Below are 12,529 nucleotides of genomic sequence, written 5' to 3' on the forward strand. Positions count from 1 at the left end.
AGTATCTGATTTGTCAGTCAGATTGCCGTTCGTTCAGGAGGCTTCGCGTGCGTCATTACACCAAAGACAATTTCAGGCTCACGGAGAGCGTCGGCTACCAGCTCGTGAAGGCGCGCAACCTGATCACGACGGAGATGGACGCGGCGCTGAAGGACCTCGACATCTCCAGCCAGCAAATGGGCATCATGCTGATGCTCAGGCAGAAGCTCGCGTCGACGCCGTTCGAACTGTCGAAAATGCTGGGCATCGACACCGGCCTGATGACGCGCATGCTCGACAAGCTCGAAGCGAAAGGGCTTGTGGTGCGCTCGCGCGACGACGAGGACCGCCGCGTCGTCAACCTGACGCTGACCAAACCCGGCATTGCCGTCGCCGACCAGATTCCCGAAATCGCACCCGACGTGCTCAATGCGCGCCTGAAAGACTTCACCAAGGCCGAGCTGAATGAACTGCGCCGGCTGCTGCGCAAGTTCCTGAGCGACTGAATGAACGACTGAGCGCCGCGTGCGCCTGAGCCTCCTTCCCGCCGCCTTCGGGCGGCGCGTGTCCGCCGCATTATCCGATTGAACGATAAGAACTGCTGCATCTGATGAAACAATGAGTTTCGTCGTAGTGCTGTTGACTATATCTGACCTGTCAATTATTGTTCGTGCAAATAGCGAGGAGTCAGAGATGTCGCACTATTCGAAGGAAGATTTTCATTTGACCGACAACGTCGGTTTCGCGATCACGAAGGCGCGCAACCTCTTGACGGGACGGATGGATGCAGCGGTGAAGGGTCTGAACGTGCGGGCGCACCACATTGGGATTTTCATGTCGCTGTTGCGCGGCATCGACACGACGCCGGCCACGCTGTCGCGCCATCTCGGCATCGACACGGGCCTGATGACGCGCACGCTCGACAAGCTCGAAACGCTCGGCTTGCTGACGCGCACGCGCAGCGCGGATGACCGCCGCGTCGTGAATCTCGAACTCACCGAGGCGGGCCGCGAAGTCGCTTCGCGCATCGCGGAGATCGCCCCCGATGTGCTGAACGAGCGTCTTCAGTGCTTCACCAAAGACGAATTCGACGAACTGCGCCGTCTGCTTGGCAAGTTCCTCAACGATTGAGCATTTTTTTACCCAATTATCTGATAGGTCAGACAATGAGCAATCAATTAAACGCCAGGCAGCGCGTTACAGGTGTACTGAAAGTCGGTGTCTCCGTGATGTTCGCGGCGGTGCTGTCGGCATGCGTGAACTACGCGGGCATCCATAGTGACGCTAAGACGGCCGAGCCGCAGCAGTACGCGACGCAGCAGAGTATTCCCGCTGAGCAGGGTCATTGGCCCGCGGCCGATTGGGCCGACCAGTTCGGCGACGCGCAATTGAAGGCGCTGATCGACGAAGCACTGAAGAGCAGCCCGACGCTCGACCAGGCGCGTTCCCGCGTCGCAGCGGCCTCGGCGTATAGCGAAACGGCGAAGGCGAGCACGATGCCGCGCGTCGACGCCAGCTACTCGCTCACGCGCCAGCAGTATTCGGGCACGGCGCTGGTGCCGCCTCCGACGGGCGGTTCGTGGCAGACGGAGAACAAGGGCCTGTTGAGCGCTTCGTACGATCTCGACTTGTGGGGCAAGAACCGCGAAGCGCTGAAGGCTGCGATCTCGCAGTTGCAGGCGAGCCAGGCCGATGCGGAAGTCGTCAAGCTGACGCTCACCACGTCGATTGCGCGCACGTATAACCAGCTTGCACGTCTCTATGTACTGCGCGATATCGCACAACAGGAAGTCACGCAGCGCGAGCAGATCGACCGCATCACGGCGGGCCGCATCGCGACGGGGCTCGACACGGAAGTCGAACGCAAGACCGCGCAGGCGAATCTCGCGACGAGCCGCGCCGCGCTGAAGGCGCTCGACGGACAGATTCTCACCACGCGCTATCAGATCGCCGCGCTGCTCGGCGCCGGTCCGGACCGTGGCCTGCAAATCGCGCGTCCGACGCTCGGTATCGGCGACGACGTGAATCTGCCCGACAACCTGCCCGCCGATCTCGTGAGCCGGCGCCCGGACATCGTGGCCGCGCGCTGGCGTGTCGACGCGATGACGCACGACGTGAAGGAAGCGAAGGCCGAGTTCTATCCCGACATCAATCTGAGCGCCGCGATCGGGCTCGACGCGTTCGGCTTCGGACGCTTCCTGACGGCGGCGAGCCGCACGGCCTCGGCGGGTCCCGCGATCCATCTGCCCATCTTCGACGCGGGCGAACTGCGCGCGCAACTGAAGGGCCGTTACGCGGACTTCGACTACGCCGTCGCAACGTACAACCAGACGCTCGTTACTGCATTGAGCGAAGTCGCCACGCAACTCGCCGGCGTGCGTTCGACGGACGGCCAACTCGTCGATGCGCAAACCGCGCAGACGGCCGCGCGCCAGGCCGACCAGCTTGCGCTCGTGCAATACAAGGCGGGACTCACGAACCAGCTGACCGTACTGAATGCCGACGTCAACGCGCTCGCCGCCGATCAGTCCGTCGCCAACCTGCGCATGGATCGCCGCGACCAGCAGATCGCGCTCGCGTCGGCGTTGGGCGGTGGTTTCGTCGACACGTCGAACGCCGATCAAAACGCGCGCGTCGCCTCTACCACAGAAACGTCTGCCGCCAAAACGTCTGCTGCCGCTGCGCAGTGAGCGGCCCCTCATCGCATTGCCTGGAGAACTAGAAATGAGCGAAATCAACACCCCGGAGCGCGAAACGACGCAAGCGCCGGATGCGAAGCCCGATGCGAAGTCCACTGCGGCACCGGCGCAAGCTGTCAAAGCGAACGAACCCAACACGCGCAAGCGCAAGTTGCTGCTCTCGTTGCTGGGCGCGGCCGTCGTCGTGTCGGCTGCGGCTTACGGCGCGTACTACATGACCTATGCGCGCTACCACGAGACCACCGACGACGCGTACGTCAGCGGCAATCTCGTGCAACTGACGCCGCAAGTGACGGGCACCGTGATCGCCGTGAACGCCGACGACACGCAAATCGTGAAGGCAGGCGACCCGGTCGTGACGCTCGACAACGCCGACGCGAAGATCGCGCTCGGCAACGCGGAAGCGGCGCTCGGACAGACGGTGCGCCAGGTGAGCAGCCTGTACGTGAACAACGACTTCTACGCGGCAAACGTTGCGCAGAAGCAATCGGACCTGGCGCGCGCGCAGGACGATCTGCGCCGCCGCCAGGCGGTCGCGGGCACAGGTGCGGTCTCCGCCGAAGACATCGCGCATGCACGCGACGCCGTGAACGCCGCGCAAGCCGCGCTCGACGCCGCGCGTCAGCAGGCGGAAGCGAACCGCGCATTGACCGACCACACGACGATCGCCCAGCACCCGAACGTGCAGGCCGCTGCATCGAAGGTGCGCGACGCGTACCTTTCGTATGCACGCAACACGCTGCCCGCGCCGGTCACCGGCTATGTCGCGAAGCGTTCGGTGCAGGTCGGCCAGCGCGTGTCGCCGGGTACGCCGTTGATGGCCGTCGTGCCGCTCGACGGCGTGTGGGTCGACGCGAACTACAAGGAAAGCCAGTTGCGCAACATGCGTATCGGCCAGCCTGTCACGCTGACGGCCGACGTGTACGGCGGCAAGGTCGAGTATCACGGCCGCGTGGTCGGCTTTTCGGCGGGCACGGGCAGTGCGTTCGCGACGCTGCCCGCGCAGAACGCAACGGGCAACTGGATCAAGGTCGTGCAGCGCCTGCCCGCGCGCATTCAGCTCGACCAGAAGGAGCTGGAAGCGCATCCGCTGCGTATCGGCCTGTCGATGGACGTCGATGTCGACACGCGCGATAACGCGGGTCCGCAACTCGGCGCCGCGATGAACACGACGTATCGCACGGATGTGTTCGCGCAATACGGCGCGCAGGCCGATGCCGAGATCGAGAGGATCATCGCGCAGAACATGGTGTCGCCGCGTGACGGGTCGCGGCCGCTCGCGAAGCGCGAAGCAGGCGACAAGAGCGCCACGGCGCAGCGCGCGGGCTAAGCCGAACCGGAGGACGCAGCGCCAAAGCGCGTCCTCTCGTCCAAGTAACTGACAGGTCAGATAAAGAAAGCGCCATGAATCCTTCGACGCAAACCGCACCGGCCCCGTTCACAGGCGGCAAGCTGGTCCTCGCGACACTTGCCGTCGCGCTCGCGACGTTCATGAACGTGCTGGATTCGTCCATCGCGAACGTTGCGATTCCCACCATCTCCGGCAATCTCGGCGTCTCCGTCGATGAAGGCACCTGGGTGATCACGCTGTTCTCGGCGGCCAATGCCATCGCCATTCCGCTGACGGGCTGGCTCACGCAGCGCGTCGGCCAGATCAAGCTGTTCGTGATCTCGATCCTGCTTTTCGTGTTCTCGTCGTGGCTGTGCGGCATCGCGCCGAACCTGGTGGTGCTGCTGGCCGCGCGTATCTTGCAGGGCCTCGTGGCGGGACCGTTGACGCCGCTTTCGCAGGCCATTCTGCTCGCTTCGTATCCGAAGGAGAAAAGCTCGACGGCATTGTCGCTGTGGGCGATGACGGCGACCGTCGGTCCGATTGCGGGCCCCGCGCTCGGCGGCTGGATCACCGACAGCTACAGCTGGTCATGGATCTTCTATATCAACATTCCCGTCGGCATGTTCGCTGCGGGCGTGACCTGGATGCTCTACCGCGACCGCGAATCGCTGACGCGCAAGTTGCCCATCGACAAGGTCGGCCTGTTGTCGCTGATCGTCTGGGTTGCATCGCTGCAGATCATGCTCGACAAGGGCAAGGATCTCGACTGGTTCAACTCGCCCGTGATCTGCACGCTCACGGCTATCGCTGCCGTCAGCTTTATCTTTTTCCTGATCTGGGAGTTCACGGAAAAGAACCCGATCGTCGATCTGCGGCTCTTCGCGGGGCAGAATTTCCGTGGCGGGACGATTGCGATTTCGGTGGCGTATGGCGTGTTCTTCGCGAACCTCGTGCTGTTGCCGCAGTGGATTCAGGGCTATCTCGGCTATCGTTCGGTGGACGCGGGTCTGGTGACCGCGCCGCTTGGCATCTTCGCCGTGCTGCTCGCGCCCGTGATGGCGAAGGTCATGCCAAAGTCCGATGCACGGGTGCTCGCGACGTTGGCCTTCCTCGGCTTTGCAGGCGTGTTCATCATGCGCTCGCATTACACGACGGGCGTCGATCCCTACACCCTGATCGTGCCGACGCTGCTGCAAGGCATTCCCATGGCGCTCTTTTTTACGCCGCTGACCGCGATCATCCTGTCGGGCCTGCCTGCCGAGAAGATCCCCGCCGCAGCGGGCCTGTCGAACTTCGTGCGGATTTTTGCGGGCGGCGTGGGCACGTCGTTGATCTCGACGGGCTGGAACAACCGGACGATCCTGCATCACGCGCAACTCGCGGAACAGTCGAGCGTGAACAACCCCGATTACACGAACGCGCTCGCCAGCATTCACGCGACGCTCGGCGGCAGCATGGATCAGGCCAGAGCGTTTTTCGAGCAATCGCTCAATGCGCAGGCTGCGATGCTCGGCTTGAACGACATCTTCTGGTTGTCGGCGATGATCTTCATCGTGATCATTCCGCTGATCTGGCTGACGAAGCCGCGCAAGGGCGGCGGCGGCGGCGCAGCGGCAGCGGGCGCGCACTGAGTACTGCCAGTTGAGAAAAGAAGGCCCCGGCATGCAGATGCTGCCGGGGCCTTTCTTTCGCTAACGTTGCCGCGCGTCGTTCAACCGCGTTGCTGCTGTGCGATGGCGCGGTGACTCGGATCGGCATCGCGCGGCTTCGGCGTCTCGTTGGTGTTCTTCACTTCGATCATGTCATTGGCTTTATTCATGTTGCCGGTCGTGCCTTTGGCGGGCAGCGTCAGTTCGGGCTTGCTGCACGTTTGATTACTCGCCGTGGCATGCATCGCGGCAGGCTGCATGTCGCGTGCGTCCTTGCTCGCGCCTGCTTCGATCTGCGCGTCGCTGCATCCCCACGATTCGAGCAGCGAGCGGGCCATGCCCGTCGCGCACTGCGCACGGCTGCGCGTGATGCGCGCCGCGACCTTCACAAACGCGCTGTCGCGCAGCGTCGTAAGCCGCTCATACGCCCGGCCCCCATCGTCGATGTTCAGCGCAACGGCGGTCCGGTACGCGTCGCGCGCTTCGTCGAGCGTTGCCGCTGGCACGAGGCCCGTTTTCATCGATGGCAGCCGCAGCGCATCGCCGAGATTCACATACGCTTCCTGGTAGCCGGGATTCTTCTCGATCGCGAGCCTCAGTTCGCGTACGGCCGCCGCGCGATAGTCGCCATGTTCTTGCGACGCAGCGCCCGCGAGCGTCGGCCTTTGCGCGAGCGCGAGCCATGCGCGGCCCAGCGCGTTGTGAGCGGGCGCATAGTCCTTGTGCAGTTCGACCGCGCGCCTGAGCACGTCGGCGGCCTGCTGGTAGCAACCCATGTCCATCAGCGCGACGCCCCAGTTGTAGTACGCCCACGGACGCACGCGCTTCCACGAATGCAGTTCTTCGCTCATGTCGACGATGCTGCGCGCGTGACGGATCGAGCCTTCGTAGTCGCGCGCGTAGGTGTCGAGCTTCGACAGCGCGAGCATGGCCCACGCCGCCTCTTCCCTCGACGCGCCTGACGCGTCCCGGCCCGAGCCCGCCGCGATCTGCGCGAAGCGCTCGCGCACGTCGTCGAACTGGCATGGCGCATTGCCTTGCAGGCAGCGCTTCTGCTCCATCTGCGTCAGATACGACGCGTGCAGCAGCGGGCTCTGATGCTGGAGGATCGTCGTGGCGGCCTGACGCAGCGCATGCCGCATGGCCAGCGATTCGTTGGTCACGTTGGGCTTCACGCCCGTGTCGGGCGGCACGTCGTTGCCGAGCGCGACGGTGCGGCCATCGGGGTCGCGCAGCGTCAGAATCACCGCAAACGACGACGGCGAGCCGACGACGCTGCCATATACGGACGAATCGCGCTTGAGCAGCGTACGCGCAAATTCGATCAGCGGACGAACCGACAGCCCTGTTCCGGGAACCGTGAAGTCGGGCAGCTTGAACTCGGCGAGCACGTTTTCGGTGTCGTTGGCGGGCGTGACGGATTCGGCTTCCTTGCGCACGTCGCTGAGCGTATCGACGAGCAGGTGCTGCAAGGTCTGATCGGTGTAGCCCTGTCGCCTGAAATCGTCGGAGACCTCGATCGGCTGGACGAGCGTCAGCGGATCGAACCACACGCCGCACAGCGCGACGATGCGCGGCCCCAGATAAAACGCGGCGACGAGGATCAGCGGCACGACGATGCCGAGATACAACACGTGACGGCACAGGAACCGGACAGCCCAGAGTAACGAGGCGAGCGGGGTGTCGAGGGGCTTCATGCGGAACTCCTTGCGGCGCGCTGCGATTGGCGAACCTGTCACTACGCATCGAACATGCCAATTCGTCTGACGCTTGCAGCGCAAGGAGGGGCGGAAAAGGTCGCTGGAGTGTGTTGGTTCGCGGCCAACCAACGGGCGCGACTGAGTCGGATTTCGCACGTCATATTGAAGGCGGCTCGCTCGCCCAATATGAAGCGAAACAGCCGGTTTTCACTGCGCGTCCGTTCGCAAACCGTAGGGCGACGAAAGGCGGATGAATCTTCGATAAAGCTAAACGCAAGGTCAAATCTGGTATCGTGCGTCCGGGCTCGAATAGCTGGAATGTGAGACGAATGCCGTCAGGGTTTGTACCAGCCGGTACATCCGACGCAAACACGCCGGCTGTAAAGCGAGTGCCCATGCGGCCTGCGGCCGCGTGGAGCGGCGTGACGCTCGTGAGCCGCGCCGCGCCGGGCCCACAGGACGATTCAACTGAATTTCCGATCGATCATCGGCTACATCAGGATTTCTTAAGCGAAAACTGCAAATAATCGCCTCCGGGTTGCTCCCGGTGTCAACCTTTTGGGCAAATTGCCGTTGTCCATTTGTAAAGAGTTGAAAAGGCGAGATCAGGACGGCTGTAACGATCGTCCGGCGCGCTCCGAAATCCAACCTCATTCGATGCCATAGCAACGAGACCATTGCTACTGCATCAGGCATTACCCGGGTTCATCCATGTCTGACCTTCCCCGTTCTTTTTTCAGCCGCGCCGCCGCGCTGCTTCAGCGAGCGTGCGCCGTGGCCGGCAGCCGGCGCGTGCTGTCGCCTGCGTTGTCGCTCGGCGTCTGCGTGCTGCTTCTGATCGTGCTGCAGCACCTTTCGCAGGCCGTCGATTACCGCTCGGTGATCCGCCATCTGCGGCATCTGACGGCGGGCGAATGGTCGGCGGCGCTCGGCGCGACGATCCTCAGCTATATCGCCCTCGTCGGGCGCGATGCCGTCGGGCTGCGGTACATCGGCAAGGCCGTGCCGCGCGCGGCGCTGTGGATCGGCGCGACGGCGGGCTCGGCGCTCGGCAACGCGACCGGCTTCGGCGCGCTGACGGGCGGCGCGGTGCGCGCGCGCGTCTATGCCGTCGCCGACGTGACGCCGGCGCAAATCGGCCGCATGACGGTGTTCACGAGCGTTTCGCTCGCGCTGGCCCTCGTTCTGATGACCGCGCTCGGTATGCTGTGCGACGCGCACACGCTCGCACCGATGCTGCACAGCCCGACGGGCGCGCTCGCCTGGGGCGGCGCGGCGCTTCTGACGGTGCTCGGTCTGCTGACACTCGCCTGCGGCAAGCAGACACGCCAGATCCGCACTCGCTGGAGCTGGCTGGCGTTCGACGTGCCCGCGCGCCGCGATTTCGTCGAGCAGGTGCTGCTGGCCGTGCTCGACGTCGTCGCAGCCGGTCTCGCGCTTTGGGCGCTGCTGCCGCATGCGCACGTGGGCTTCGTGTCGTTCATCACGATCTATTCGGCTGCGATGCTGCTGGGCCTGATCGGCCACACGCCGGGCGGTGTCGGCGTGTTCGAGGCGGCGATGGTGTTCGCGCTCGGCGGCAGCGTGCAGACGCATTCGATGGTCGCCGCGCTGCTCGCGTACCGCGCGATCTATTTCGGTTTGCCGCTGATCGTGTCGGCGGGTCTGCTGGCCGGTTTCGAAGGACGCGCGCTGAAGAAGCACCTGCCGTTGCATCACGCGGCTACTGTTTCGCAACTCGCGCCGCTGTTCCTGAGCCTCGTGACCTTCGTGGTCGGCGGCATGTTGGTGATTTCGAGCGCGACACCCGCGTTCTGGCAACGCATCGCGATCCTGCGAGACCTCGTGCCGCTGTGGGTGCTCGAAAGCTCGCAGATGCTGTGCAGCGTGGTCGGCGTTGCGTTGCTGTTCGTCGCGCGTGGCCTGTCGCGGCGTCTCGATGCCGCATGGTGGCTTACGCTGGGTCTCGCTGTGGTGAGTCTCGCGCTGTCGCTGACCAAGGGTCTCGCGTTCGTCGAAGCCGGCGTTCTGACGACGTTGATCGTGCTGCTGATCGCGACGCGCTCGCGCTTCAATCGCCGCTCGTCGTTGTTCTCTGAGCCCTTCACGGCGGGCTGGCTGGTTTCGGTGGCGATGGTGCTGATGCTCGCCGTGTGGGTGATGCTGTTCGCGTTCCGCGACGTGGCCTATACGCGCGACCTGTGGTGGCAATTCGCATTCGACGAACGCGCGCCCCGTGCATTGCGCGCGACGCTCGCCGCAAGCCTGTTTGCCGCGACGTTCGCTTTCTGGCAATTGCTGCGACCCGCTGCGGGCCGCTTCGTGAAGCCCGTCAAGCAGGACCTCGAAGACGCCGCGCGTATCTTCCGCGCGCAGGAGCGCAGCGACGCGGGCCTCGCGCTGATGGGCGACAAGAGCTTTCTCTTCTCCGAGTCGCGCCAGGCGTTCCTGATGTACGCGAAGTACGGCCGCACGTGGGCCGCGCTGCACGACCCCGTCGGTCCGCGCGCGGAATGGGCGGAGCTGATCAGCAAGTTCGTCGCGCTCGCGCATACGCACGGCGGCCGCGCGGCGTTCTATCAGGTGCGCGCGAATGCGTTGCCGCTCTATCTCGACGCCGGTCTCACGCTGATGAAGCTCGGGGAGGAAGCGCATGTCGTGCTCGACGAATTCGATCTGAAGGGCTCGCACCGCGCGCATCTGCGCTATGCGCTCAAGCGCGGCGAGCGCGATGGCTTCGCGGTCGAAGTGATCGAACCGGCGCGCGTGCCCGAATCGATTGCGACGCTGCGCGAGATTTCCGATGGCTGGCTCGACAGCCGCGATGCGCGCGAGAAGAGCTTCTCGGTCGCCGCGTTCACGGAAGACTATCTCGCTGCGCAATCGGTGATGTTGGTGCGTCAGAACGGCGCGCCTGTCGCATTCGTCACGTTCATGACGACGGACCTCAACACCGAGGCCACCGTCGGCGTGATGCGCCACGTGCCGCAGGCTTCGGCGTATGCGATGGAGTATCTGTTCACGCAGCTTGCGCTGCATTTGAAGCACGCGGGTTTCCGCTCGCTCAGCCTCGGCATCGCGCCGTTCTCGGGCATGTCGCCGACGCCGCTCGCGTCGCGCTGGCACCGGCTCGCGAACATCGTGTGGCGCTTCGGCGGCCGCTTCTACAATTTTCGCGGACTGCGCGCTTTCAAGAGCAAATTCCAGCCTCAATGGGAACCGCGCTATCTCGCTGCATCCGGTTCTGTCGGCGTGTTCTTCACGCTCGCGGACCTTTCGCTGCTGGCAGGGGGCCGGCGTTCATGATCATGCAAAAGTTTTACCGGCTCGCCGCATTGGCGAGTGTTTCGTTGTGCTCGCTCGCAGGCGTCGTGCCGACGGCGCACGCCTATGAGACCGTGTCCGGCGGCCGATACGGCCAGGTCACGGTGACCAAGCCCACGGGCGACGTGCGTGGCTTCGTCGTGCTGTTCTCGCGCGAGAGCGGCTGGAACCCGGCGGACCAGCAGGCCGCCGACGCGCTCGCGAAGAACGGCGCGATGGTGGTGGGTGTCGATACCGCGAAGTACGCGGCGAATCTCGCTGCGAAGAAAGAAGCGTGTCATCAGCTGGTGGGCGATGCCGAAGCCGTGAGCCATCAACTCGAACGGCAGGTGCAGTCGAACCGCTACTTCATGCCGATCGTCGCCGGTTCGGGCCAGGGCGCGACGCTCGCGATGCAAGTGCTGAAGCAGGCGCCTGAAAACACAGTGGCGGGCGCGGTATCCGTTGCCGCGCAACGCGATCTCGACAAGCGTTTCAACCCGTGCGCGCCGGACCCGACCGTGACGCACGGCCCCGGCCTGCCGGGCTTTGCCGAAACCGACGCGAACGCATCGGGTGGCACGCAGCGCATCGTCGAGCTGACGAGCCCGCATCTGCGCGTCGCCGCAATGAAAGAAGAGGACGTCTCGGACCTGCCGTTGATCGAACTGCCCGCCGCGCATCCGACGGGCATGATGGCGATCGTGATTTCCGGCGACGGCGGCTGGCGCGATCTCGACAAGACGATCGCCGAGGAACTGCAGAAGGATGGCGTGTCCGTGATCGGCTGGGACAGCCTGCGTTACTTCTGGTCGGAGCGCTCGCCGCAGCAGACGAGCAACGATCTCGCGCGCGTGCTGAAAACCTATACGACGCGCTGGCATGCGGATCATGTCGCGCTGATCGGCTATTCATTCGGCGCCGACGTGATGCCGTTCGCGTACAACCGCTTGCCCGATGCGGTGCGCGCGAAGGTTTCGCTGATTTCGCTGCTCGGCTTCGCGCCTTCCGCGGACTTCCAGATTCGCGTGACGGGCTGGCTCGGCATGCCTGCAAGCGACAAGGCGCTGCAGGTGCAACCCGAGTTCGCGCGCTTGCCGCCGAAGATCGTGCAGTGCTTCTACGGCGAACATGAGGAAGACACGCTGTGCCCGACGCTCACGAAGACGGGCGTCGAAGTGATCCGCACTTCCGGTGATCATCATTTCGGACACGACTATGCCGCGCTCGAAAAACGCATTCTCGGCGCGTTGAAAAAGCAGGCTGGCGGAACCTGATGCTGGAAAGCAGTGCGGCGACTGTGCGTCAATCAATGCGCAGTCGCCGCCCTTGCAATGAACCGCAGACAGGCGCGGTTCTGCTGAAAAGATGCGGTCGCAATGACCGCGATCGCTGTGCGTCCTAGTGGAAAATCAGATACAGAATCACAAGGACGATAAGCGGCACACCTAGCAACCAACCGATCAGATAAGGCATCTCCTTCTCCCTGTGCGACTGCCGAGACCAGGCGGTCGTCGTACACAGCGCTTGTGGCGATCATTGATGCAAGCGATATGCCACTGCGCTCGAATTGCAGCGCAGCATATGCGTCGGCACACGCTAAAGCCTTGTCTTAGCAGGCTTTAAATGCCTTTTGACGGCGTGCGCCTATTGCGCTTCACAAAGGCTTTGCGACCGCTTTGCACGGGTCAGCACTGCGCGAATTGCCGCTTCTTCGCAATCTTTTCAGCCTGTATTCCCGCTCATTCAATGCGGCGAAATTCAGAACGCGCACTAATATGATCTTTGACGGGATCGACTGACGCTTGTCGAACCGGGCAAACGCGGACTCATGAAGCGACGTGACGCGGGTATTCGAACACGCCA

Annotated in this window: 8 protein-coding genes; 7 read left to right on the forward strand and 1 reads right to left on the reverse strand. The window is 63.8% G+C overall.

All coding sequences use genetic code 11. The annotated features are described in order from the left end of the window. The first annotated feature begins 47 nt into the window (after positions 1 to 47). The 5 genes from C2L65_RS16995 to C2L65_RS17015 all read left to right on the forward strand — a co-directional run bounded on the left by C2L65_RS16995 (position 48) and on the right by C2L65_RS17015 (position 5,642). On the forward strand, positions 48 to 485 hold the full coding sequence (locus C2L65_RS16995; protein WP_007742890.1) for a MarR family winged helix-turn-helix transcriptional regulator: 438 nt from the start codon (positions 48 to 50) through the stop codon (positions 483 to 485). Between the two features lie 187 nt (positions 486 to 672). After that, a complete protein-coding gene (locus C2L65_RS17000; protein WP_042304250.1) occupies positions 673 to 1,110 on the forward strand; it encodes a MarR family winged helix-turn-helix transcriptional regulator in 438 nt (145 codons plus the stop codon). A 35-nt stretch (positions 1,111 to 1,145) separates the two neighbouring features. Further along, positions 1,146 to 2,669 (forward strand): efflux transporter outer membrane subunit, encoded by a 1,524-nt coding sequence (locus tag C2L65_RS17005; protein WP_042304249.1) that lies wholly within the window; start codon positions 1,146 to 1,148, stop codon positions 2,667 to 2,669. Between the two features lie 34 nt (positions 2,670 to 2,703). Then, positions 2,704 to 4,008, forward strand: coding sequence for an HlyD/EmrA/EmrK family protein (locus tag C2L65_RS17010; RefSeq protein ID WP_042304248.1), 1,305 nt, complete (start codon positions 2,704 to 2,706; stop codon positions 4,006 to 4,008). Positions 4,009 to 4,082: 74 nt separating this feature from the next. Continuing rightward, entirely contained in the window at positions 4,083 to 5,642 is a 1,560-nt protein-coding gene (locus tag C2L65_RS17015; protein ID WP_042304247.1) for a DHA2 family efflux MFS transporter permease subunit, read from the forward strand. A gap of 80 nt (positions 5,643 to 5,722) precedes the next feature. On the opposite strand, the gene C2L65_RS17020 is transcribed toward C2L65_RS17015, so the two are convergent. Then, on the reverse strand, positions 5,723 to 7,357 hold the full coding sequence (locus C2L65_RS17020) for a tetratricopeptide repeat protein (RefSeq protein WP_042304246.1): 1,635 nt from the start codon (positions 7,355 to 7,357) through the stop codon (positions 5,723 to 5,725). Positions 7,358 to 8,071: 714 nt separating this feature from the next. Between C2L65_RS17020 and mprF the strand changes: the two genes are divergently transcribed. Together mprF and C2L65_RS17030 are read left to right on the forward strand one after the other, a co-directional pair. Further along, positions 8,072 to 10,666 carry a bifunctional lysylphosphatidylglycerol flippase/synthetase MprF gene (gene mprF / locus C2L65_RS17025; protein ID WP_042304245.1) on the forward strand — a complete coding sequence of 865 codons (2,595 nt, stop codon included), beginning with the start codon at positions 8,072 to 8,074 and terminating at the stop codon, positions 10,664 to 10,666. Then, a complete protein-coding gene (locus tag C2L65_RS17030) occupies positions 10,663 to 11,940 on the forward strand; it encodes a virulence factor family protein (RefSeq protein ID WP_042304244.1) in 1,278 nt (425 codons plus the stop codon). Before mprF ends, C2L65_RS17030 begins: the two co-directional genes overlap by 4 nt. Positions 11,941 to 12,529: the final 589 nt, after the last annotated feature.

The organism is Paraburkholderia terrae (assembly GCF_002902925.1).
GTDB classification, from domain to species: domain Bacteria; phylum Pseudomonadota; class Gammaproteobacteria; order Burkholderiales; family Burkholderiaceae; genus Paraburkholderia; species Paraburkholderia terrae.